Origin of the sequence: Pseudarthrobacter sp. NCCP-2145 (assembly GCF_023708005.1) — a bacterium.
Classification (GTDB): domain Bacteria; phylum Actinomycetota; class Actinomycetes; order Actinomycetales; family Micrococcaceae; genus Arthrobacter; species Arthrobacter oxydans.
In genome coordinates this window covers 295,583-319,915 of sequence record NZ_BRCG01000001.1, presented here as the reverse complement: position 1 = coordinate 319,915, position 24,333 = coordinate 295,583, and the positions used below count along the sequence as shown (strand labels likewise).

Genomic DNA, 24,333 nt, shown 5'->3' with positions numbered 1-24,333 from the left:
ATGCCTTCTCCGACCTTGCGCGGTCACGGCAGGCCGACATCGGCGCCACCCCGCTCGTCGTGGACGGCTACGCCTCCTACGAGGGCAACGACACCCCCACGAAGCGGACCAACAACCTGGAGCTCAGCCAGCGCCGCCTCGACGCGGCGGTCCAAATCCTGCGCGATCTGGGCTACGCCGCAACCGCAGGCACCCCGCGCGGCCACGCTGACGCCCGCGACCACACCCCACTTGACCCGCCCACGCCGGCGCCGGCCGAGACGTCGGGGGAGTGGTGGCTCGCCCGGGCCCGGGCCGCCGCGGCCCCCGCTCCGGAGGCCGCCCGCGCCGAGCTGTCCCGCCCTCCGGCCAGCCAACCGCCGGGGCAGCGTGACCCCCAGCCCCCGGCGTCCGGCCGGCCGGACTGCTTCCGCCGCCTCGGCGTGGAGGTGGAGCTGATCCGGACGACGTTCGTCAGGCTCGAGATCTGGGGCGAGTTCGACGTCCAGACGGCCATCGAGGCCTCGCTCGACGAGGGCGGCCAGCCGCCGCTGGGCGGGCGCGGTCCCAACCCGGGCGACGGCTTGTGCGCGTTCCGGGTCCGGCTCCGGCTGGCCACCGACCGGGAATCCTGGCAGGTCTTCGGGGAGTTCCGTGCCCTCGAAGCGGACCTCGACGGGCTCTGGGAGGGCCGCCACACCGACGCCGGCATCGACGCGGGCAGCCTCAACGTGCTTGGAGCGCTGGCCGTGATGGGCCCCCTCGCCGCCGGCGCCGCCGACCTCTCCCCGGCAGCCGGGACCCTCGTCCAGCTCGGCTCGGTCGCGCTTGGCGCCAGCAGCCTCGTGCGGACCCGCATCCTGACCCTGCGCGGCGCCGAGGTCATGGTGAGCGACGGAATCATTGCGCCGGACGGATCGACCACCACCGACCGGGGCACGCAGGTCAGCGTCCTGCTGGACGTGGAGGTGCAGTTCTGGTTCGACCTGGCAGTGATCCGCGTGCCGGAGGACCGGCCGATCCGGACCCGCTACAAGGCGGTCGGCGTCCGTTCGGAGTGGGGCACCGGCACCGAGGCCGAGTACGTGCCGATCCCGGTGTTCGACCCCTCCCGGGGCTACGAACTCGACATCCAGCCCGGCTCCCTGGTCGCCACGCCTCCGCTGGACGAGATCCTGCGCGTGTTCGGCGTCCGCGTCAGCCGCGACAACCCGACCTACCTCGAGGTCGAGGCCGGCATCGACGTGCCGCTGGGTCCCGTGACAGTGGACACCATCCGCGTCCGGGCGAGGCTCGACGCCGTCGAGCTCCCGCAGCTGACCAAGCTCGGCGCTACGCTCGACATCCCCGGCACGGTCCACGGCGCGGGCTCGATTGAGCTCACCGGCGCCGGATTCAAGGCGGCGTTCGACCTGACCATCGTGCCGCTGGGAATCCGCGCCGCCGCGACCCTCGCGATCGAGACCAAGGCCGGCGTCACCGGCCTCCTGATCGGCGTTGAGGTCGAGTTCCCCGCGCCCCTCCCGCTGGGCAACTCGGGCCTGGCCCTGTACGGGCTGCTCGGCGGGGTCGGCGTCAACTACGGCCGGCTGGAGAACACCGCGGCGCGGGTCCCGGCGCTCGACTGGCTCATGGCGCAACTCGCCCCGCCCCGCAAGAGCGTGATGCATCCGGACGGCTGGACCCACAGAGCCGGCTCCTTCGCCGTCGCGGCCGGATTGCTGCTCGGGACCACCGAGGGCGGGTTCATCCTGCACCTCAAGGGCATCCTCCTGATCGAGGTCCCCGGGCCCCGGCTCCTGCTCGTGATGAAGGCGGACGTCCTGAGCCTCCCGCCCGCCCTGGGCTCCACCCAGGAGGCCACCTTCCTGGCAGTGCTGGACATAGACTTCGGTGCCGGCACGATCACCGTCGGCGTCGTTGCGGACTACTCCATCGAGCGGATCCTCCGCATCCATGTCCCGGTCACTGCATTCTTCGACGCGCGGAACCCGGAGAAGTGGCTCGTTGACCTCGGCTCCTACGACGACCGGGTGACCGTGAAGGTCCTCGACGTGTTCACCGGCACGGGCTACCTCATGGTGCACGGCGACGGCATCGCCATCCCGCCCCTGCCGGCCACGACCGGCTTGTCCGTGGCCACCGGCTTCCACATCCAGGCCGTGCTGATGGGCTCCAAGGCCGCCCGGCTGTACGTCGAGGCGGCGGCGGGGTTCGACGCCGTGCTTGGCTTCGACCCGTTCTTCCTGGCCGGCAAGGTCTACGTCCGGGGCGAGCTGCGGCTGTTCATCGTCTCCATCGGCGTGAGCGCCGAGCTCACGCTCATGGTCGGCACGCGGATCCAGGACGGCGTGCCTCGCGACGACCCGTACCTGCATGGGGAGGTCTGCGGCAGGGTCGACTTCTTCTTCTTCAGCGTCAAGGGCTGCGTCGGGATCACCATCGGGCACGAACCGGATCCGGACCCGCCCGTGCGCGACCTCGTCGCCGGCCTGTCCCTCGCCGGACGGACGCCGGCGCTGCTCGAGGGCACCGCCGGCCGGCCCGCCGACTCGACCGTCGGCCACGCCGCCGGGGTGGACGGTGCCATCGTCCACGGCGAGGTGCCGACCGTGCCGCTCGACGCCGTCCCCGTGCTCCGCTTCCAGGTCGCGCCCGACGCCGAGGGGCTGAGCGTGCTGGGCCAGGCACCGCTCGGCTCGACCGGGGCGGCGGGCGCCGGCGCCTGGCGCCGGATCGGGGAGCGCTGGTGGGCCTACAAGGTCACAGGAGTCACCCTCAGCGGCACCCTCACCGCGGGCACGACGCCGTCCGTCTGGTGGAGTGCGTCGTCGCCCGGCTCGTCCACCGCCGAACCGCCGGCGCTGGCATTGCTGCACTGGCTGCCGACGCCGTTCACGAGCACCGTCACCTACGGCGAGGTGCTGCGCGAGCAGGTCGAGCACCGCTGGGGGACCGTCTGCCGCCCTGCCGCGCCGCCGCAGCCGCAACTGTGGACCTTCCTGGGCGAACCGCTCGGGCCCAGCGCCACCGGCTGGCGGCTCGACCCGGTGCTCTGGCCGGACCCCGACGGGCTCCTGCGGACCTCCCCGGCGGGGCGCCGGCTGCGGGTCACCGAACCGTGGCGCACGGGCGACGAGGCGGCCGACCTGCTGGCCGGCGGAACCCCTGCCGAGGTGGCCGGCGACGCCGTCGCCTGCCCGGTCGGCCGCACTCCGGCCGAGGACCCGTTCAGCCGCTGGGTCCAGGACAACGGCCCCCTTGACCCGACCACCTGGGCGGGTGCCGGGGCCGCCACCTACGCCGAACTGGCCGGGCTGCTCGCCGCCGGCGCCACCGTCAACGACGTGGCCGGGCATTGGCTCGAGCGCAGCCCCGACCCCGAGGCCGGCCGGCTCAAGGGCTGCGAGGGACGCATCCTCGCCTCGCCCGTGCGCACCGACGGCGAGCCGCTGACCGGCAGCCAGGCCGACCGGGAACTCGTTGAGCGGGCCCGGCAGGAGGCCGGCTGGCGGCCCGACCCGCTGGCCGACGCCGTCGCGTTCTCGCTCGGGGAGGACCTCGCCGCGTTCGACCTGCTGCTGCTCGTTCCCCGGGAGAAGCACCGGACCCTGCTCGTCGAGGTCCGCTCGGCGGCGGGGGAGGCCCTCGACCGCCGCGAGGTGGACTGGGCGGCGATGGTCGGCCCCGCAAACCCCCTGCCAAAGCGCTGGGTCGCCCACGACGGGCCCTGGGCCGAGCCGGTCGAGCTGGCCGGGCGCATGGCTGCGAAGATTGCCGGGGCCGACCGGGACCGGCCGATGCCCGCCCTGCTCCGCTGGGAGGAGCTGCCGGAAGGCGCGGCCGCCGTCGTCGTCGGCTGGGGCGAAGAACACGGCCAGCGGATCCGCGCCCAGCGCTATTGGGTGGTCGCGGCCGCCGGCCTCACCCGGGCCGAGGTGCGCCGGCACGAGTACGACGAAACGATCGTCTCCCGCGACCGGGATGCCCTCGAGACCGGCCTGACCCAGGACCCCTCCGACCACGCCCTGCTCGAGCCGGGGCAGACCTACGACGTCACCGTGAGCTGGACATACGACGTCGAGACCGGCGACCCGGTGCCGACGCGGACACCGTCCTTCGCCGACGAGCACACGCAGACCTTCCGGTTCGCGACCGCCCCGGCGTCCGAGGTCCCCGCCGACCTGGGGCCGTGGCTGCTCGACACCAACCCGGGGATGGGCGATGCCGGCGTGTTCTGCCGGGAGCCGTTGCGGGTCACGCTCGCCACCCAGAACGTGCTCCGGCTGTTCGATGCCTACGACCACCGGCTTGAGGTGACCGTGCTCGCCGCCTCCGGCCACCACCCCGCCCCGCCCGGCGGGGGAGCCCCCGGCCAGGCGCTCGTGCTGCCGGTCGAGGCGGTGCTCGCTGCCGGTTCGGTGCTGCAGCCCAAGGCCAACGCCGTCGTGCTCACGCCGTGGGACCGGGCGGTCGGGGAGCTCGTGGACGCCCTTGAGTGCATCGGGGCCGGGCACGTCACCCGGGACGTGGAGGAGATCGTGCTGGCGTATGAGCTCGAGCCGCTCACCGACTACCTCCTCGACATCCATGCGGTGCCGACCGGCAGCGGGCCGCGGAAGCGGGTGCACCGGGCGAACTTCACGACCTCCCGCTTCGACGACCCCGATCATCTGGCCTCGTGGATCGCGCCGGCGCCGATCGACCACCGCGTGGTCCGCGACGCCGCTCCGCTGGCCGGCCTGCCGGACAGGCCGACCGGGCGGGAGTGGGACGACGCCGTGCAGCTGGCCGGGCTGCCCGTTCCGCAGACCCCGTCCGCACCCGCGGTGGAGGTCTGGTGGTCGGCCGACTCCTTGCCGCAGCCGGTCGCCGTCGTCGTCGAGTGCTCCGAGCAGCTCGTGCGGGAGCGCGTCATGCCGGTCCAGCTGAGCTCGCCGCCCGACGGCGTCGACCCTTCGCACGCGTGGTGGGCCGCCCGCCCGGCAACCTGGCTGGACGTCCGGCCCGCCGGGACGCCCCCGGATCCGGCAGCCGCCGCAAGCGTCGGGCGGGTGGTCCGCGGGCCGGGCGGCACCCGGGCGATGGTGCTGCTGGCCGCGGGGCAGCGCGGCCGGCGCCTGACCCTCGAACTGGTGCAGGCCCCCGATCCGCTCGCGGCCGATCCGGGCCGGGCCGTCACGATCGTCGACGTGACCCTGACAGGGGCCCCGTGGGAGGTGGAGTTCTGATGCGCACGCACGACGTGAGGAAGTTCCGGGCTGTGGGCGCACGGCTCGACTGGCTGGACATCGCCCGCCGCATGCTGCGGGCCGGGCACGGTGAGGGGATCGACGATGCGCTGCTCGAGCGGCTCAAGGAGCGCGGCCCGGACACCCGGCTGGCCTGGGGTTGCTCCGCAGACCTGGGCGTGCCGCGCGATGCGTTCATGGTGTGGGGGCGGCCGGTGCGGGACCGCCGGCTGCGGAACGCCGAGCTAATCGGCGTCCCCGTCGACGAGGGGGAGCTGGTCTGGTGGGGCGGTGAGGAGGCCGCGCACGTGCAGGTCCGGTGCCAGGTGCAGGACCCGGCCCGGCCAGCCGCGCTGTTCCTGCTGCGGACCGGGCTGGACCCCGCCGGCGCCGTCGGCACCGCCGCCGTGGCACCTGCCGGCAGCCCCACCGTGACGCTTACCGCCAGCGCGGGTGCGGCCACCCACGCCGTCCTGGTCAACGGGCACGCGCTCGCGGTGCGGATCCAGACCGTGCAGGAGGTGGTCGACGCCGACGACTGGCAGCCGCTCGAGCGCGTCGGACTGCCGGTCGACGGCCACGAGCTCGGTGAGTACGTTCCCGACGATCAAGGCCTCGTCGTCGCACCGGCCGCCCCGCCGAAGGCCGCCGCCCAGCGCATCGGCCGGGCCGGGGTACCGCTCGGCTGGTACCCCGTGACGGAGACCGGCCGGGCCGCCCCGCCGTGGAAGCCCTCCGACGCCGACGGGCTCGTGGAGGAGACCCGCACGTTCCTCCTGCCCGAGCTGCGTCCGCTCTACGCGTCCGGGACCGCCGAGATGGACCAGCACTCACTTGAGGACCGGCGCGCCGTCGACCCTCCCTCCCGTGCGGACGGCACCGCCGCGGACCAGCCCGCGAGCGCCCGGCTCAAGCCGCTCGCCCTCCTGCTGCTGGCCGCGGGCACCGACCCGGCGGCGAACCTCGCGACGGGCTTCGGCACCGCCTACCGGGCGGCCGACCTGGCGCAGCTTATGCCTGACCTCCGGGGCGAGCTCGAGTACCTTGTCACCGGGCACTACCGGCGCTCGGTCCTCGGCGACGGCGTCGAGGTGGCCGCGTACATCCCGCCGGTGCAGCGGCACACCGTGGTGCCGCCGGTCGTGGACCTGCGGGCCGACCGGGCGGCGCTGCTGCCGCCCGCGTTCCCCGATGGGCCGTTCCGCGAGGCGATCGAGGTCAGCTGGCGGCCGGGCCCGCGCTTGGCGACGATGACCGGGCCGGTCGCGCACGCCTTCGCCGGCTGGCGCCACGGCGCGGGGTCTGCCGAGGACCTGATGCCGGAGCGGCTGCTCGGCGGTTCCCAGCCGCGGGCCATCCCCCGCCCAGACACCGACGACACCACCCTGGCCGGCGCGGACCGGCCGATGGTCGTCCAGGGCGACCAGGAGCTGCCCGTCGACGGGTCGGTCGGCCGGGGGTACGCGGTCGCTCAGTGCGACATCTTCGGCGTCTGGTCGCGTTGGGAGGACGTGGAGCTCACCACCTCCTCGCCGGGTGTTGCGCCGCCGCGGCTCACGCATCTCACGCTCCTGGCCACGTATGCGGGCTCCCCGGTTTGTCCGTCGCTGCTGACCGTCGACCTGGCCACAGAGTGGTCGCAGCGAACGCCCGCCGCGATCGACCTGCGCGCGGTGTTCTACCCGATGCCCACCGGCTCGACACCGCCGCCGTTCGGGACGCCGCCGACGCCGCCCCCGCCGGCACCCAACCTCGGCCTGGCCAGCACCCTCACGTTCACCGGCGACGCGGCCACGGCGTCTGCGGGGACCGTGGTGCCGCTGCGCGAGGACGGCTCGGTCGCGCCGGGCTGGGGCACCCCGGAGCAGGCCGGCGAGGCGCGCTCCTACCGGCTCACGGTGCCCGGGCCCGGCCTGGACTTCGGGGCAGTCTCGCGCTGGGGAGTCCAGGTCTGGGCCAGGCAGGCCGCGCCCGGCATCGCCGCCCCCAGCGTCTGGGTGCCCGTACCCGCACAACCTGCAACGGCGGTCGCGGCCAGCCCCGTCCCCGCCGTGCCGACGCCGCCACCGCTGCCCCCGGGAGTACCGCTGGGCAGCACCCCGGACGCGCAGGGTGTGTCCCACGCGAAGGTCGGCTGGTCGGGCCTGGCCGGACCGCACGTGGACCGGGTCGTCGTCTGGGAGGCCTCGGAGACCACGCTGCGCCAGCGGCTGGCGCCAGGCAGCCCGCCGGACCGGACGCTCCCGCTCGGCGTCCGGCTCCAGCAGCTGTGGGACCTATACGACGCCGCGCCCGCCGCCCAGCGCCCCCTCGGCTTCCGCCGGGCCGCCGAGGTGCCGGCCGTCCCTGCCGCCGCCGATCTGACCCTGGCCCGGGGGAGCGAGGACATCCACCTGTTCCTCGTCACGGCCGTCACCACCACAGGGGTCGAGTCGCCCTGGCCGGCCGGGGGCGGCGGCCTGCCCGCACACACCCACCTCCAGGCGGTGGCCGCGCCCCGGCTGCGGCGGCCCGCCACGCCGCTCGTCCGGCCCGCCATCCAGCCCGACGGCAGCCTCACCGTGGCTTTCGAGGCGGCCTCGCCGATCCCAGTCACCGCCTTCGAGGTGTTCGCGACGCGGTCCGGGCTCGCGGCCCGCGACCACCTGACGATGGGGCCGCCCCTGGCCCAGGTTCCGGCGGGCGCCGCGTTCGACCCTGCGACGGCGGATCCGCGGCTGGACCCGATCACCCGCCAGCGGGTCTGGACCGCAGACTGGTCCGGCGCCCTGCCGCCCTCGTGGGAGCCGTGGCACCTGCGGGCCGTCGCCGTGCCGGAGCACACGGTGCCCGTCTCCGCCGAGCGCGGCGTGGTGTCACCGGCCTCGGACGTGGTCACCGCCGTCGTCCTGCCCTCTGCGGCGCCGCAACTCGACGCGCTCGTCGCGGAGGTGGTCGGGGCCGACAACACGGGGCTCCTGGTCCGGACGGCGACCACCGCCGCTGACCGGGTGGTGCCCGCGGGGTCGCATGCGGTCCAGGTGACGCTGGGCGCGGTCACCGGTCCCGTCCTGCCGCTCGAGGCGACCGCACGGGTGGCGGATGAGTCCACCCCGCCCGACACCACCGCCGGCCCGGTGGTTCAGCGGCTGCCGCGCACGGCCGGGCGCACGCCGCTGCTGGTCTGGGGCCGCCGCGACGACCCGTCCGTGCCGGTCCAGGTGACCGTGCGCGTGGCGGACCCGCTCGGCCGGGTCGCGGAGCAGACCCTGCTCATGCCCGGCTGGGTCGAGCCGCGGCCCGATCTGACCCTGAAGATCATCGACGTGGTACGGATTGCCGGGCGCGGCTACGTGGCGAGCCTGCTGACCAGCGCTGATCCAGCGACCGAACCGCCCCATGTCCTCACCGTCGTCGCTACACTGCCTGGCACCTTTCCGCCGGACCCCATCAGGCGCCGTCCCTTGCGCGGCTCCTGGAAGCTCCCGGACATCCCCACACGGCGGTCCCCGGTGCCACCACGGGGCGCAGAGATCATGGCCGTGCGGTCGAGGGGCCCACAGGGAACAGAGATCGGCCTCTGGATACCCGCCCAACGGATCGTCGCACTGACCGCGGCCATCACCCACCCCATCGAAGGCGAAGTAAACGACAGCTGGCATCCGGTCTGACACTACGGTTCCTCCGCATATGCTCTTCGTATGCCACGAACGATTGGATGCTCATGAGCCGCAGCTATGTCATCGATGCGATCCCCGGCGACGGCATCGGCGTGGATGTCACCGACGTCGCGATGCAGTGCGTTGACGCCGTCGCCGGAATCTACGGCTTCGGCGTCCAGTGGCGGGTCCGCGACTGGAACAGCGACCTCTACCGCAAGGCGGGCCGCATGATGCCCGTCGACGGCATCGAGCAGCTCAGCAGCGGTGACGGCATCTACCTCGGGGCCGTCGGGACGCCGGATGTGCCCGACGACGTCACGCTCTGGGGGCTCCTTATCCCGATCCGCCGCGAGTTCGACCAGTACATCAACCTCCGGCCCATGCGGTTGCTGCCCGGCGTTGTTGGTGCCATGCCCGGCATCGAGGACCTGGACATCGTGGTGGTGCGGGAGAACGTCGAAGGCGAGTACTCCCAGATTGGAGGAAGGTTCGGAGCCGGAACCGACGGCGAGTTCGCGGTCCAGGAGAGCGTCTTCACCAGGCGCGGTATCGCCCGGGCGGCGCGCTATGCCGCCAATGCTGCCACCGAACGCGGCGGCCGGCTCGTCTCCGCCACAAAGTCGAACGGCATCATCCACACCATGCCGTTCTGGGATGAAGTGGTGGCGGAGACAGTCAAGGAATTCCCCGGAGTCGTCGTCGAAAAGGTGCTCATTGACGCGCTGGCGGCACGGTTGGTGATGAAACCGACAAGCATCCGGACCATCGTCGCGTCGAACCTGTTCGGGGACATCCTTTCGGACCTCGTAGCTGGTGTTGCCGGGTCCATCGGCATCGCGCCCAGCGCCAACCTCAACCCCGAGCGGCGGCACCCGTCGATGTTCGAACCTGTGCACGGCTCTGCTCCGGATATTGCGGGCAAGGGTATCGCCAACCCGGTCGGCGCCCTGTGGGCCGCGGCAATGATGCTCGACCACCTCGGCGAGGCGGAGGCCGCCCGGTCCCTGACCTCGGCCTTCGAGGGCACGCTCGCGGACGGCACCGCGACGCCGGACCTGAAGGGCACCGCCACCACAGCAGAGTTCGCTGCCGCAGTGCTGTCACGCCTGTCCTAAACGACCGGCCCGCCGCGCAAACGCTTTTCCAAACGGAACGCAACCAGCGAGGCTCCCGCCCCGGCTGCTGCCACCACCGCTGCAAGCGTCCACCCTATGGCCGGGCTGAACCGGGAGAACACGATCCCGAACAGCAGCGGCCCCAGTGTTCCGCCAATGTAGGTTCCGCTTTGAGTGATCCCCGTTGCCTGGATGGTAAACGGATGGGCCGTGCGTGAGACCACGTAGTGGGCCAGGCCGTTCCAGCCCCAGCCAAGACCGAACGCGACGACGGCTCCGGCTGCATAGGCGACCGGAAAGCCGGACGCCATGCCGAGCAGTCCCAAGCTCCCCGCCCCCATCATCAGCGCCACGGTGGCCATCGAGCCGCCAATCCCCCGGTCCGCGGCAATACCTACCAGCGGGCGTGCCAGAATCCCGGCCACGCTGGCGCCGCCCAACAACAGACCTGCGCCTGCCGCGCTGAACCCCGCCTCCACAGCCATGGCGACAGTGAATGCGCCCACCACGTTGGCCTGCCCGGCCCCAAGGGCACTGGCAGCGGCGGTAGCAAAAAGGAACGGTTTCAGTCTCCGGGGAAGCGGCTCCCTGGCAGCTTTACCTGAGCGCCGTCGGACGGGGGCACTGCGGGGGAGACTGCGGAGAAGCACCGGGACCAGGGACGCCGCCAGCAGTGCTGCCAGGGCGAAGGTCCAGTTCCACCCGACGGTGAGGGCGAACACCGGAACGGACAGGCCCGCCGTAAGTGTCGCCGCCGGAATGGCTGCCTGTTTGAGTCCGAACGAGAAGGCGCGGTTACGTACCGCCACCTGATCCACGATCATGCCATTGGAGAGCGGATGGATCAGCGCGTTCGCGGCCCCGGCGAAACTGAGCCAGACGATCAGCCACGCCCAGTGCGGAGTGATAAAAGCGATCCCGGCCAGCGCCACAAAGCCCAGTCCGACGGCGAGCGGAACCCCGCGGCGGAGCCCCAGCCCGCTTGCCACATACCCCGCGGGGGCAGACAGCAACGCTGACACAGCCCAGAACGTGGCCACCGCGACACCGAGCACGGACGCCGTCATGCCCAGGTCCTGCTCGAGCTGGACAGCCAGCCCGCCGACAAGGAAGACCGGCAGCACCGCCACCACCGTTGTCAGCGCAGCGATGGCGGTGGCACGCTGTCCCGGACGACGCGCTGGTTTTCGCACCGGTTCGGCGGCTGCAGGCCTCACCGTGAGGATCGGCTCTGTGCGGATCGGCTCTGCGAAACGACCGCAACGTCATCCTGGACGACGGCGTCGCCGGCCAAGACAGAGCGCCCGCCGGCCCGCACCTGGGCGAGCAAGCCGCCGGCAAGGAGGACAGCACGCTCGGCCGGCGAGAAATCGAGCCCGAGCTCCAGATCCACGTCACCGTCCACCCGGGCGGTAACGGAGCGGGCCCCACTCGCCAGGGCATCGGCCAGTCCGTCGATCACCCAGCGCTGCCCCGTTGAGCTGTGCGCGTCGGAGGGAAGGATCAGCGGCACAATCCCGGCAGCGATCAGGTTCCGGCGGTGGATCCGGGCGTAGCTCCGGGCGGCGACCACCCGGACCCCGAGGTACAGCGGGATCAGGGCGGCATGTTCCCGCGACGAACCCTGCCCGTAGTTTTCCCCGCCCACAATGATCCCGCCGCCCCACTCCAGGGCCCGGTCGTGGAAACCAGGGTCCAGGCGGCGGAACATGAAGCGCGCGCACACGGCGATGTTGGACCACACCGACATGGCGATGGCGCCGTCGGGAGCCATGTCACCGGTGGAGATGTCATCACCGACGACGATCAGCACCCGGGCGTCCACGTCAGCCGGCAGGGGGGTTGGCTGTGGGGGCGGGACCAGGTTGCTGCCCCGCTCGATCTCGATGCTGCGACGGGCCTCCAGCGGCAGGACTCCGGCGATATGCAGGTCGTGGACCTCCGGGCGCGGCGGCGCAGCGGGGCGGAGCCCGCCGCGGCTGACGGTGGAGGCGTCGACGATGGCGCCTTCCAGCGCGCTCGCAGCAGCGGTCGACGGCGAACACAGGTATACGGAGTCCTCGGCTGTACCGCTTCGGCCCGGGAAGTTGCGGTTGAACGTGCGCAGCGACGGTGCACCCTCCGTGGGTGCCTGCCCGATGCCGACGCAGGGGCCGCATACCGGCTCGAGCATCCGCGCCCCTGCCTCCATGAGGTCCTCATAGACACCGGAGGCGATGATCGTCTGCAGGATCTGCCGTGATCCCGGCGTCACCGTGAGCTGGACGGACGGATGGACGGTGTGGCCCTTGAGGATGGCCGCCACAGTGGCCAGGTCCTCGTAGGAACTGTTCACAGAGGAACCGACGCAGACCTGGACCACCTCGGTGCGCGGCAGCTCGGACACGGGACGGACGTTCCCCGGCGAGTGCGGCAGCGCCACGAGCGGAACGAGACCCGAAAGATCAAGCCGCTCGTCGTCGTCGTACGCGGCGCCCGCGTCCGCTGCCAGGGGAACGAACTGGTCCTCGCGGCGCTGTGCCCGCAGCCAGGCGAGGGTCTGCTCATCGGAGGGGAAGACGGCGGTGGCAGCCCCTGTTTCGATGATCATGTTGCAGATGGTGGCGCGCGCCGAAACGGACAGGGACGCCACCCCGTCGCCATGGAACTCGAAGACTTTCCCGCGGCCGCCGCGCACGCCGTGGCGCCGCAGGAGCTCCAGCACCACGTCCTTCGCTTCGGCGTCCGCACCGAGCGTGCCCGTCAGTTCCACGCCCACGACGGCGGGGCACACGAAGTCGAACCCGTAGCCTGCCATCGCCACGGCCACCTCCAGCCCGCCGGCGCCAAGGGCGAACATGCCCAGGGCGCCCGCCGTGGAGGTGTGGGAGTCCGCGCCCACCAGGACACCACCGGGACGGGAGAAGTGCTCCAGGTGGATGTAGTGGGAGATGCCGTGTCCTGCGGGAGAGTAGCGCAGCCCGTAGCGGGCGGAGAGGGTGCGCAGGTAGTGGTGGTCCTGCATGTTTTTGTCGTCGATCTGCAGGACGTTGTGATCGACGTACATGACCGCCAGCGGCACCGCGATGGAATCCACGCCGAGCATTTCGAACTGCATGGCCGTCATGGTCCCGGTCGCGTCCTCAATGAGGATCTGGTCGACGGCGATGGTGATGTCGCTGCCGGGAGTCAGCTCGCCGGACGCGAGGTGGCTGGCGAGGAGCTTCTGGGTCAGGTTCTGGGCCACTGGGATTCCTTAGCGCTGTGCGTACAGACAACTGCGGCCCGCCGGGGGGATCGGCGGGCCGCAGGGGAGCAGGATTACTTGACGAATTCGTTGGTGTAGGTTTCCTCGAGCTTGATCTCGGCGTCGCCGACCTCCGGGTTGGCTACCCGCTGGGTCTCAAGGACGGCTTGTACGCCCTCCTCGGTGAAGGCGCCGTCCTTGCTCAGCGCCACCTTCATCTCTTCGATGACCTTGGCATACTGCTCGGGATCGCCGCCGGCGAACGCCTCGGGCATCTCGGCCGCGATTTCCTCACCGGAGTGGTCGGCGATGAACTGCAGGGTCTTCTTGATGGCGCTGGCCAGCTTCTTGGCCGACTCCGGGTTCTTTTCCAGCCAGCCGGAGGTGGCGTACAGGCTTGATGACGGCCACGCATCGGTGCCGAAGACCTCCTTAAGGCCCTCCGGCGTGCGGACGTCCTGGATGATGGTCGGCTCGGTTCCGAGCCGTTTGGCCAGGACGGTGACGTCCGGCTCGAGCATGACGGCGGCGTCCACCTGGCCCTGCTCGACGGCGGCAACGGCGGAGGACCCTGCACCGATCGCCGATATCGCAGCGTCGTCCAGCTTCATGCCGTTCTTGGAGAGCAGGTACTTCACGAACATGTCGGTGGAGGACCCCGGCGAGGTGACGCCCACGTTCTTGCCCTTCAGGTCGGCGACGGATTTGATGGAGTCCTTGTTCTTCTCCGCCACCACCAGCGCAAGTCCCGAGGACAGGTTCATGTTCACGAACGCCTTGACGGGCTGCTTCTTGGCCTGCATCTGGATTGTGTGCTCGTAGTAGCCGCTGGTGACGTCGGTGCTGCCGCCGATCATCGCCGTCAGCGCCTTCGAGCCACCCTGGAGGTCCTGCAGATCGACCTTGACGCCCTCTTCCTCGTAGTAGCCGAGTTCCTGGGCAAGGGTGGTGGGCAAGTACGTCAGCAGCGTCTGGCCGCCAATCCCGATGGTGACGGTCTCACCGCTGGCACCCGCGCCGCCGGCGGTCCCTTCCTGTCCGGGAGGCGCTGACTGCGGGGCGCCGCAGGCGGACAGGGCAAGGGCGAGGCCGGCGACGACGGCGAGGGGCTTGGCGAGGAAAACGCGGCGTCCTTGCCGGTTTGCGGAGCTGAACATGGGGTCCCTTTCGGACGGAGGGGCTGGGATTGGTTAGGAAGACTGCTGTGGCGGGCGCCAGCGCAGGAGATGGCGTTCCACGCGGTTGACCCCGAGGTCGATGATGAGCACCACGACCATCAGGATGAACATGCCGGCGAACACGCCCTCGGTGTCGAACACACCCTGGGCCTGGGCGATGGCGTAACCAACACCTGCCGAGGCACCCAGGTATTCACCGACCACCGCACCGGTAATGGCGAAGCCGACGCTGATGTGGAGGCTGGAGAAGATCCAGGTCAGGGCGCTGGGAATGAACACGTGGCGGAGGAGCTGCTTTTCGCTGGCACCCAGCATCTTGGCGTTGTCTACGAGGACACGGTCGACGCTCTTGACGCCTTCGAGGGTATTGAAGAAAACGATGAAGAACACCAGGGTGAAGCCGAAAGCCACCTTGGACCAGATTCCCAGGCCGAACCAGAGCAGGAAGATCGGGGCGAGGACAACGCGCGGGAGCGCGTTGAACATTTGCAGGAACGGGTCGAAGAGCCGTTCCAGGATGCGCACGCGGGCCAGGAGGAAACCGAGGACCAGGCCGGCCGCCGCACCAGTCATAAAGGCGAGGACCGCTTCCTGCAGCGTGATCCACAGATGCGGGAAGACGAAGCCTGTGGAGATCCAGACCCACACGGTCATCAGGATGTCGGAGGGCAGGGGGAAGAAGAACGGGTCGATGATGCCGACGCGTCCCAGCAATTCCCAGGCGCCGAGGACGGCGACGGCGAGGCCCAGTTGCCCCATCCGGATGGCGAAGTTCGACGTTTCGGGCCGCTTGCGCTTGGAACGCTGGACCGCCGCCGGACTCTGCTCCTTCCGGAGGGGAAAGCGTTGTGTTTTCTTGGAAGCTGGTGCCACGGTCATGCTGCGCTCTCTTCTTCCCGTGCCGATTCGTAGGTCTTGGAGACTTCCACCTTGAGGCGGCCCCAGATTTCCCTGTGGAGGTCGACGAACTTGGGATCGTCGCGAATGTCGAGAAGGTCCCGGGGACGTGGAATATCGATCTCGTAGCTGCCGACGACGGTGCTGCCCGGTCCCGCGCCGAGGATGACCACCTCGTCGGACAGGGCAATGGCCTCGTCCAGGTCGTGGGTAATGAACACAACGGCCTTGTTCGATTCCTGCCAGAGCTGGAGGAGTTCGTTTTCCATGATCTGGCGGGTCTGTACGTCGAGCGCGGAGAAGGGCTCGTCCATCAGCAGAATGTCCGGATTGACGATCCATGCCTGGGCGACTGCCGTGCGCTTGCGCATCCCGCCGGAAAGCTGGTGGGGGTACCGGTCAGCGAAGTTCTTCAATCCCACCTTCTCGAGCCAGCGGCGGGACTCGTCATAGGCGTCGGCCTTGGAGACCCCGGCCATGGTGAGCCCGAGGCTGACGTTGTCGATGACCGATTTCCAAGGCAGCAGGGCGTCCTGCTGGAACATGTACGAGGCGCGGCGGTTCACCCCGTGGACGGGCTCACCGAAGCTGTGGACGGTGCCGGACGACGGATTCAAGAGCCCCGCCGCCATGTTGAGGATGGTGGACTTACCAGACCCCGTCGGGCCAACAATGGAAACGAACCGTCCGGGCTCAACCTTGAGGTCGATGTCCCGGACAGCGAAGTACGATCCACCGCCGGGAGTTGCAAACTCCTTGGTGCACGCGTTGAGTTCAACCGCATAGTTTGAAGATTCAGGCTGTGAGGGCTGCGTCATTGCTATTCTCCCGCTAACCACATTGTGAGTTGATGGCCATATAGTGGGCACTAGGCTAACAGTAACGTCTGTCACACTACAAGGGGGCCTGTACGTGGCCGCTGCCCCGCCCCGCGAGAAGAAGGAATCCGGAACCAAGCCATGAGCGCAACCGAAAATGCCGCCGCCCCGCTGCTGGTGCTGAAGAAGATCACGGCCATCCTGGATGCTTTCTCGCTGGTGCGGCCTGAACTGAGCCTCGCCGACATACGCGCCGAGACCGGTCTGCCGCACTCCACTGTGCAGCGCCTGGTCGCCAATATGGTGCATGAGGGAATGCTTGACCGGCGGGGTGACCAGTTCCGCGTCGGGCTGCGCATGACCCACTGGGCGGCGCCCGCCCGGCAGGGCCTGGACTTCCTGGAACTGCTGACACCCGTGATTCGGCGGTTGCGGGACGAGCTGGGCGAAACGGTCTGCATCTTCCGGGAATCGCAGGGGAGCCGGGTGTGCGTCGCGCTGGCCGAGACCCGGCGGGTGCTGCGAAGGGCGGTCGACGTCGGCGACATCATGCCGCTCCATGCCGGTTCGGCGGGCCGTGTGCTGCTGGCCTGGAATCCCGACCTTGCAGAGAGGGTCTACGGGTCGGGACTCCGTTCCATCACCGACCAGACCATCACGGACGCAGCAAGCCTTGATGCCGCCGTCGCGAAGACCCGTGCGGATGGTTTTGCCATCACCACCGGGGAGCGCGTTTCGGGGGCCAGCGGGTTGTCTGTCCCGATTTTCGGCCCGCAGGCTGAGCTCTACGGTGCGCTTACCGTCATGGGGCCCACCATGAGAATGCCCTACGACGTGTGCGCTTCCTGGATCGAGCCGGTCATCGCCGCGGCCGCTGAAGGCACCCGGCTGATCGGCGGGAGCCTCCCCTCAGAAGTGGAACCCATATTGTGATTTGATGTTCACAATATGGTGACATGAGTGCATACTGGTTTCTGGACGGCCGGGTATGCACGGACCTCCGTCCGTGCGTACGGCGCCCACTGGGTCCGCATCAGGAATCAGGAGTTGAGATTTGATGAAGGTTTTCGAAACCGGCACAGCGAAGCGCGGCAAGGACGCCGCGGACGAGGGCGGCCACAGGATCGCTGAAGAAGAGCCAACGGCCACCGCCAGCAGCATAAAAGTTTCGGCTAGTGCTGCCGGTCCGCTGTCCGGAGTGCGCGTGCTCGAGCTGGGGTCCCTTATCGCCGGCCCTTTCGCGGGACGGCAGATGGCAGACTTCGGTGCCGAAGTCATCAAGGTCGAATCCCCCAACAGGCCCGATCCCATGCGCGAATGGGGCCGCGCGCGGGTCAAGGACCACACCCTGTGGTGGTCGGTGCAGTCCCGCGGCAAGAAGTGCGTCACCATGGACCTGAAAGTCCCGCGCGGCCGGGAGCTGTTTCTTGAGCTCTGCAAGGAGGCCGACGTCATCCTGGAGAACTTCCGCCCGGGCACCATGGAAAAGCTTGGCCTCGGCCCTGAAGAACTGTGGAAGATCAATCCGGGCCTCATCATCGCCCGGGTCTCCGGCTATGGCCAGACTGGTCCGGAAGCGTCAAAGCCGGGGTATGCCTCCGTCGCCGAGGCGCGGAGTGGACTGCGGCACCTGAATGGCTACCCGGACCAGCCGCCGCCCCGCACAGGCATCTCCCTGGGGGACAGCCTCGGCTCCCTCTATGCCCTGCAGGGGATCCTGCTGGCGCTGTACTGGCGGGATGCGCGCGGGGGGACCGGCCAGGTGGTCGATGTGTCGCTTGTTGAGGCTTGCTTCTCATTGCTGGAGAGCGCTGTGCCGGACTACGCCGCCTCGGGCATTGTTCCCGGACCCAGCGGCTCGGGACTCAAGGGGATAGCGCCGTCGAACATCTTCCAGTCCAGCGATGGCAAGTGGGTGGTCATCGCGGCCAACCAGGACTCGGTCTTCGTGCGCCTGGCCACAGCGATGGGCATGCCCGGCCTCGCCGAGGACCCGAGATACCGGGACCATGCGCAGCGTGGCCGCAACCAGGAAGAGCTTGAAGGCCTCATCGCCGACTGGGCGGCCCACTACTCCGCGGGCGAGCTGGTCAGCCTGCTCGATGGCCATGGTGTTCCGAACAGCACCGTGAGCACCGTTGAAGACATCTTCGAGGACCCGCAGCTCAGGGCCCGGGACATGCTCTTGGAAGTGGCGGACGACGAACTGGGCGCCGTGGTCCAGCCGGGAATCGTCCCCAAGCTCACGCGCTCGGCCGGCCGGATTGGCTGGAATGGGCCCTTGGTGCACGGTTCCCACAATGCCGACGTGTACCAGGGCGTCCTGAACCTGACCGAAGAAGAGTTGCAGGACGCGCGCAGCGAAGGAGCAATCTGATGGCTTTTGCCCAGGTAACCAAGCCGGTGTCAATCGTGGACGTCAGCCCGCGCGACGGTCTGCAGAATGAGAAGACCCCCGTAAGTACAGAAGACAAGGTCCGGCTCATCGAAGGGCTGATCCGGTTGGGTGCGCAGCGGATCGAAGCCGTCAGCTTTGTGAATCCCAAAGCGGTTCCGCAGATGGCCGATGCCGACGCCGTGATGGCGGCCGTCCCGCGCACCGACGCCGTGAGCTATATCGGCCTGGTGCTGAACACCAGGGGTGCCCTCCGCGCCGTTGATGCCGGCGTGGATGAGATGAACTATGTGCTCCCGGTGACCGACGCGTTCGCGGCAGCCAACCAGAACACCACTGTTGCTGCGGCGCTCACGGCCCTGGGGGAAGTTTCGGACGTCGCTGCCTCGGCATCCATCCCTCTCAGTGTCACAGCGGCTGTCGCTTTTGGCTGCCCTTACCAGGGTGACGTTCCCATCGAACAGACCCTTGAGGTGGTCCGCAGTGCAATGGGCCGCGCGGACCTTGCGGAGGTGGCATTGGCGGATACGATCGGTTGCGCCGTGCCGTGGCAGGTGGGCGCGGCGTTCGCGAGGCTGCGCGAGGAAACCGACCTGCAGTTGAGGGCGCACCTTCACGAGACCCGCCACACCGCGCTGGCCAACACTTATGCGGCAATGGCATCGGGCGTAGACGTGTTCGACAGCAGCGTCGGAGGGCTCGGGGGATGCCCTTTCGCCCCCGGAGCAGCGGGAAACATTTCAACTGAGGACCTTGCCTGGATGCTAGGGCGTGCCGGGTTCCACACGGGCATCGACGTGCAGAAGGCAACGGAACTGGGCCGCTGGATTTGCGGCCTGGTCGGTACGAAGCCTCGTTCCGGCCTGGCGGGGGCAGGCGTGTTCCCCGCGGCAGCGTAGGGCGCAGAGAGCAGGTGGGTACGTGGAGCGGAAGGATTTTGATCCGGCACAGATGTCGTCGAAAGATTTTTATCAGTTGCTGACGGCGGTGGTTGTTCCGAGACCAATCGCTTGGGTGTCCACTACATCGGTGGACGGCGTGGACAATCTTGCGCCGCATTCGTTCTACACCGTAGCGTCCGTGGATCCGCCCATTGTTCAATTCACCTCAGTGGGTGAGAAGGATTCGTTGCGCAACATCCAGGCGCGGGGTGAGTTCGTCGTGAATCTCACCCCGGCTTCGCTGTTTGAAGAGGTCAATGCCACAGGGACGGACTTTCCGGCGGCTGTGAGCGAGTTTGATGCAGTGGGGCTGTCCCGGGAATCGAGCACCGTGGTAGGTCCCCCACGGGTGAAGGATTCGCCGGTGGCACTGGAGTGCCAATTGCACAGCTTCCTGGAGTTGGGTAACTGCACGCTGGTGTTTGGCAGGGTGGTCTACGCGGTCGTGTCTGCAAGTGTGCTCGACGGTGACCATCCGCAGATCGACCTGTTGGAACCCCTGTCCCGGCTCGGGCGTAATGAGTGGGGGACGCTCGGTCCGATTCAGGAACTCCGCCGCATCCGGGCGAAGGACTGGCCCGGGCACTTCGGCGCCGCCGGCCACGGCGACATATAGGCTGGCAGCATGACGTTGGGGGACGCGGCCGGGGAGCCGCTTGTGCACATTCGAAATTTGCGGACAAACTCAGGGGAGACCACGGTCACCAAAGACCTGTCCTTTTCCTTCGCGTTGATGTGCGGCAACAGGTCAGGAACGACGACGACGCTGCGGGCCCTCCTGGTCCAGCGCCCGGACGTGCGCCTCTTCCGGCGCCGGCCCACCGAGTACGGCAGGAAGCTCTCCGTCGCGGGGACCTTCCGCCGCAAAGACGCCGCCGCGAAGTGAGCTGGGGGATGAGCGGACAGCAGCGGGTTATCCTCGACGCCTCCTCGTTCATCAAGGGCTGGCTGATCGCCACCACGCTCTGGGTGGGCGTCATGCTCATCGTTGCCCTCTTCGTTTTTGGTGCACCAACGGTGCGGCAGGGGTCGGATGCCGGGTATCTGTGGGGTGCAGGGCTGTCTCTTGCTTTCTATGGCTACGGGATTGCACTGGTGTTCGCGGCGCCCCTGGGGTGGGTGCTGGCTTACCTGCTGCGCCCGGTCCGGCAGCAGTGGATCCACATTGCGGCGTTCTTCGTGGTGCCGACCCTGGCCTTCTGGGCCGTGGCCGGACTGGTCGGCTTCGGCTGGCACCCCGGGTGGCTGGGGATATGGGCGACCGTCGGTGCGGCCGCGGCGATCGGGCGTTGGTCCATCCGCAAAGATGCGCACGCGTCCGAGGCGGAAGTCCTCTATCCATGAAGCGCCGAGAAATCGGGGGGACCGGCCTCATCATCGCGGCGGCCCTCTGTGCTTGGGCGTACCAGGCCATTTATGGCGCATACCGGGCAGCCGCCCGGGGGAGGCTCCTCCTCTACATCGGGAGTCCTGCGGATTCCATCGCCTCCTGGTTTCTGGTCATGGCGATCCTGACCGGCGCTGTTGGGCTGTTGCTCCTGCTCCCGGCACTGATAGGCCGCATTCCGAAGAGGGTCCCACGACGCACCGTCGGGTGGACCCTTGGGGTAGCCGCGGCGGCCGCCGTGCCGTACTTCGGCCTCATGCTTCTCTTCGCAGGCCTCGGAGCGTTCGGGACCGGTGACACCATGAAGATCGTGGCCGCGGACGGAACCTCCGTGCTCGTGACCCAGGACGGCTTCGACGGCGATGGCGTCGTCTTGTACACGCAGCACGACGAGTACCACTACAAGCGGGTCCGCGACGCCCCCGAAATCTCCGGCTGGCCCCGGCTCAAAGACCAGGAGTGCCGGTTGGAGAGTGCTGGCGGCGGAGAGCTCCAACTAACTTGCGGAGAGCAAACCGTGATGGTCGTCCCGGAAGAAGCAGGCGAGTGAGGGCGACGCCTGAAGGAAGCCGCCGGTGGGCTTGAACCATCGCGTGGAACCTGCTCGTCCTCGCCTCGATGGCGCTGGTCTGCACGGCTACGGGTTCGTACGCGGCGAGGTGACAGGTGCGGGTCTCCCGCTGTTGGCCCGCCAGGCTGCCGTACACATAAAATTCGAATTCCACCACCGATAGAAAGACCGTCGTGAAGCAGAGTATTTTCGCCCGCGTTGCCCAACTCGCCAAGGCCAACATCAACGCCCTCCTGGACTCCGCGGAAGACCCGCAGAAGATGCTGGACCAGATGGTCCGGGACTACTCGGCCAACATCCGCGAAGCCGAAGCCGCCGTCGCGCAGACCATCGGCAATGTCCGCATGGCCGAAGAGGACTACAGGCGGGCCGTGAACGACGCCAACACCTGGGGCAACAAGGCCATCGCCGCGTCCCGCAAAGCTGATGAGTTCCGGGCCGCCGGGAACGGTGTGGACGCCGACAAGTTTGATGCCCTTGCCAGGCTCGCTCTTCAGCGGCAGATGACCGCCGAGTCGACGGCCAAGGGCCAGGAGCCGGGCCTGGCCGCGCAGAACGAGATTGTCGACAAGCTCAAGGGCGGGCTCGACCAGATGAAGGGCAAGCTGCACGAGCTGACCGCCAAGCGCAATGAACTGGTGGCCCGGTCCCGGACGGCGGCCGCACAGTCCCAGGTCCATGATGCGCTCAAGTCCCTGGACGCTGGCGACCCGACGTCGGCCATTGGCCGGTACGAGGAGCGCATCCGCCGCCAGGAAGCCACGGTCCGCGGCCAGCAGGAACTCGCCGCCTCATCCCTGGATGCCCAGTTCGCCTCCCTGGAAGACCTCGGTGAGCAGACCGAAGTGGAAGCACGGCTCGCCGCGCTGAAGTCCATCGACCGGAAAGCCATCGACGACTAGGAACGGAAGGCTGGACGCCTGCTTTGCAGTCTGGTGACGCTTGCGCAGGGTGGGACTGTACCTGTCCGGGTCAGTACCGAGTGGAGCGTCTGAGTGGTAGTCCAAGGATGTATGGACGGGCGGCGGTCATGCTGCGCTCCCGCGACGACTGGCGGCGAGGGCGGCAAGGTCGCGAATGAGCCGTTGCACCTCGTGTTCCCGGCCCTTGCAGGTGGAAGCCTGCTGCACTGCGCGCGGTGCGACCAAGGGTTTGATGGGCGGAGCTGGCACGGGAGCCTGCGTGGCTCGTGCGTCCTCCATAGACGGAATATTGCTCGAGCTCATACGTCCCCCAGACGTAGTCGTTGTGCCTTGGGAACACTCTAGGAAGCCAGGAGGAAGCGGGGGAAGCGATTCGACCAATCCTCGGCATCTCTTGTGTCGATCTTGAGCTGGCACTTCGTGGGGTTCAGCGCGTAACCGATCAGGCCAGCGAGATCGCCATGAGAATGGCGCCTGTAGGCAGGCGTAAAACCGAGCGTACAAAGGATGGGAGCTGTGGTTGCCGGGCTGCCAGGCGCGTAAAATCACGGGTGGAGGCTTCGGTCCGCGTGAAGCCTCCGAGTCCGCAAAAGGATCGCATCATGTTCAGAACACTGTTTTGCAGATTGAACCTGGGACATCACTGGTCAGCCGAAGTTGGGCGCGACGGGATGTTCCACCGGCACTGTATAAGATGCGGAAAAGTCGACCAACGCCAAGCTTCCTGGTCTGGGCATCTTGCTGCCGGGGACCATCCCCATAACCCTGAGGGTCGGACTTACCCGCGATAAGCCCCGTCGAGGGGAACCCCGCCCGTGGGTGCCGGCGACTCCCACCACTGCCTGCTGGGCGCGGGGACGCGTGCTGGCCCGATGGACCGTACCAGATCCTTTCGATGCAGTCGGCTCCGTTCTGGGCGCGGAGGCGCCCTTCATTCGGCGGGTGGTTGAGCAGACAGCCACCGGTCTTGATCAGCGCCCTGACGCAGCCGCACTCCAAGGGGTGGTCGTCCGCGAGCGCCGTACCCAGGCTCATGAACCATTATGGCCGCGTCATCTCCGGGCTGAGAGAAACTTGTCCCCTTCAAAGGATCGATGGCGCCGCGAGCCACGAGGAGGAGTGAACGGGTCCCGGCGAAGCCCGGTGTCAAAGATGGACGGCTTTGGATGGTTTGATTAGTCGGTGCTCGGTCTCAGACGCCTCGTGGTCCTTATCCTGTTTGCGGTTTGTGTCTCCACCGCGTCCTTGTTCTGGGTTCTTGGGCAACCCGCCGCGGACGCCCGCCGTGCCTTTTCTCCGCCGCCGCGAGCGGAGGCCGAGCTCGACATGCTGTCCTCCGGTATGACCGCGGCAGTGAACGTCACCAGAAACCCGGACGCCGACTGGGTGGCCTGGGCTGCCGGGCAGACCGGGATCCCGGAACGTGCGCTGCGGGCGTATGTTGCGGCGGCTGTCACCGTGAATGCCACCGTGCCGGCCTGCGGGATCGGATGGAACACCCTGGCGGGCGTTGGCTCCGTCGAAACAGCCCACGGAACATACGGCGGCGGAAGACTCACCGAGGCAGGTCGAGGGAGCCGCCCTGTTGTGGGCCCGGCTCTCAACGGTGCCGGATTCGCCGCCATCGCCGACACGGACGGAGGTGCCCTGGACGGGGATCCCCGCTGGGACCGTGCGGTGGGACCGATGCAGTTCATTCCGTCCACCTGGCAGCTCGTCGGGCGGGACGGGAACGCCGATGGAACGGCGGATCCATTCAACATCGACGATGCCGCCCTCAGCGCGGCGTCCTATCTGTGCGCCGGCGGACGCGACCTCACGACGGCGGCCGGATGGACCAGCGCCATTTACGCCTACAACCAATCCGACGCCTACATCCGGAAAGTGCGTGACCAGGCCGCTGCATACGCCGCCAGCACTGGCGCCGCAGGATGACTTCCAGTTTCGTGGGCGCAGAGGGATTCCGCTGTCCCCTGTGAGGGGGAATACCCGGTGCGGGTGCAGCACCCGTCCGTCTCCGAGGAACATCTC

At 68.8% G+C, this 24,333-nt stretch carries 17 protein-coding genes; 12 read left to right on the top strand and 5 right to left on the bottom strand.

Features of this window, described 5'->3' with window-relative positions; all coding sequences use genetic code 11:
* The first annotated feature begins 59 nt into the window (after positions 1-59).
* From NFU08_RS01430 to NFU08_RS01420, 3 genes are read left to right on the top strand one after another with little or no spacing between them, the layout of a single operon-like run.
* A complete protein-coding gene (locus tag NFU08_RS01430) occupies positions 60-5,210 on the top strand; it encodes a DUF6603 domain-containing protein (protein WP_251420212.1) in 5,151 nt (1,716 codons plus the stop codon).
* Positions 5,210-8,860: a hypothetical protein gene (locus NFU08_RS01425; protein ID WP_251420211.1), complete on the top strand. Its 3,651-nt coding sequence runs from the start codon at positions 5,210-5,212 to the stop codon at positions 8,858-8,860. The genes NFU08_RS01430 and NFU08_RS01425 overlap by 1 nt, the downstream gene beginning before the upstream one ends.
* A gap of 53 nt (positions 8,861-8,913) precedes the next feature.
* The gene (locus NFU08_RS01420; RefSeq protein WP_251420210.1) at positions 8,914-9,966 is read left to right on the top strand and encodes a tartrate dehydrogenase; all 1,053 of its coding nucleotides are present in this window, start codon (positions 8,914-8,916) and stop codon (positions 9,964-9,966) included.
* On the opposite strand, the gene NFU08_RS01415 is transcribed toward NFU08_RS01420, so the two are convergent.
* From NFU08_RS01415 to NFU08_RS01395, 5 genes are all read right to left on the bottom strand, one after another.
* Positions 9,963-11,159: an MFS transporter gene (locus NFU08_RS01415; protein WP_251420209.1), complete on the bottom strand. Its 1,197-nt coding sequence runs from the start codon at positions 11,157-11,159 to the stop codon at positions 9,963-9,965. The two genes, NFU08_RS01420 and NFU08_RS01415, sit on opposite strands and share 4 nt — an antisense overlap.
* A 20-nt stretch (positions 11,160-11,179) precedes the next feature.
* Positions 11,180-13,192 carry an aconitate hydratase gene (locus tag NFU08_RS01410; RefSeq protein ID WP_174174717.1) on the bottom strand — a complete coding sequence of 671 codons (2,013 nt, stop codon included), beginning with the start codon at positions 13,190-13,192 and terminating at the stop codon, positions 11,180-11,182.
* Between the two features lie 74 nt (positions 13,193-13,266).
* Complete coding sequence (locus NFU08_RS01405) at positions 13,267-14,349, bottom strand: ABC transporter substrate-binding protein (RefSeq protein WP_174174714.1); 1,083 nt, start codon at positions 14,347-14,349, stop codon at positions 13,267-13,269.
* 33 nt (positions 14,350-14,382) lie between these two features.
* Positions 14,383-15,249: an ABC transporter permease gene (locus NFU08_RS01400; protein ID WP_217432077.1), complete on the bottom strand. Its 867-nt coding sequence runs from the start codon at positions 15,247-15,249 to the stop codon at positions 14,383-14,385.
* On the bottom strand, positions 15,246-16,085 hold the full coding sequence (locus tag NFU08_RS01395) for an ABC transporter ATP-binding protein (protein ID WP_174174712.1): 840 nt from the start codon (positions 16,083-16,085) through the stop codon (positions 15,246-15,248). Before NFU08_RS01395 ends, NFU08_RS01400 begins: the two co-directional genes overlap by 4 nt.
* A 141-nt stretch (positions 16,086-16,226) precedes the next feature.
* On the opposite strand from NFU08_RS01395, the gene NFU08_RS01390 reads away from it, so the two are divergent.
* From NFU08_RS01390 to NFU08_RS01350, 9 genes are all read left to right on the top strand, one after another.
* On the top strand, positions 16,227-17,018 hold the full coding sequence (locus NFU08_RS01390; RefSeq protein ID WP_174174710.1) for an IclR family transcriptional regulator: 792 nt from the start codon (positions 16,227-16,229) through the stop codon (positions 17,016-17,018).
* A gap of 124 nt (positions 17,019-17,142) precedes the next feature.
* Entirely contained in the window at positions 17,143-18,462 is a 1,320-nt protein-coding gene (locus tag NFU08_RS01385) for a CaiB/BaiF CoA-transferase family protein (RefSeq protein WP_251420208.1), read from the top strand.
* Positions 18,462-19,379 (top strand): hydroxymethylglutaryl-CoA lyase, encoded by a 918-nt coding sequence (locus NFU08_RS01380; protein WP_251420207.1) that lies wholly within the window; start codon positions 18,462-18,464, stop codon positions 19,377-19,379. The genes NFU08_RS01385 and NFU08_RS01380 overlap by 1 nt, the downstream gene beginning before the upstream one ends.
* A gap of 22 nt (positions 19,380-19,401) precedes the next feature.
* Entirely contained in the window at positions 19,402-20,037 is a 636-nt protein-coding gene (locus tag NFU08_RS01375) for a flavin reductase family protein (RefSeq protein ID WP_251420206.1), read from the top strand.
* A gap of 57 nt (positions 20,038-20,094) precedes the next feature.
* Entirely contained in the window at positions 20,095-20,307 is a 213-nt protein-coding gene (locus NFU08_RS01370) for a hypothetical protein (RefSeq protein ID WP_251420205.1), read from the top strand.
* A gap of 8 nt (positions 20,308-20,315) precedes the next feature.
* Entirely contained in the window at positions 20,316-20,765 is a 450-nt protein-coding gene (locus tag NFU08_RS01365; protein WP_251420204.1) for a hypothetical protein, read from the top strand.
* Positions 20,762-21,358: a hypothetical protein gene (locus NFU08_RS01360; RefSeq protein ID WP_251420203.1), complete on the top strand. Its 597-nt coding sequence runs from the start codon at positions 20,762-20,764 to the stop codon at positions 21,356-21,358. Before NFU08_RS01365 ends, NFU08_RS01360 begins: the two co-directional genes overlap by 4 nt.
* 194 nt (positions 21,359-21,552) lie before the next feature.
* Entirely contained in the window at positions 21,553-22,281 is a 729-nt protein-coding gene (locus tag NFU08_RS01355) for a PspA/IM30 family protein (protein ID WP_251420202.1), read from the top strand.
* Between the two features lie 1,374 nt (positions 22,282-23,655).
* Complete coding sequence (locus tag NFU08_RS01350; RefSeq protein WP_309296819.1) at positions 23,656-24,237, top strand: lytic transglycosylase domain-containing protein; 582 nt, start codon at positions 23,656-23,658, stop codon at positions 24,235-24,237.
* Positions 24,238-24,333: the final 96 nt, after the last annotated feature.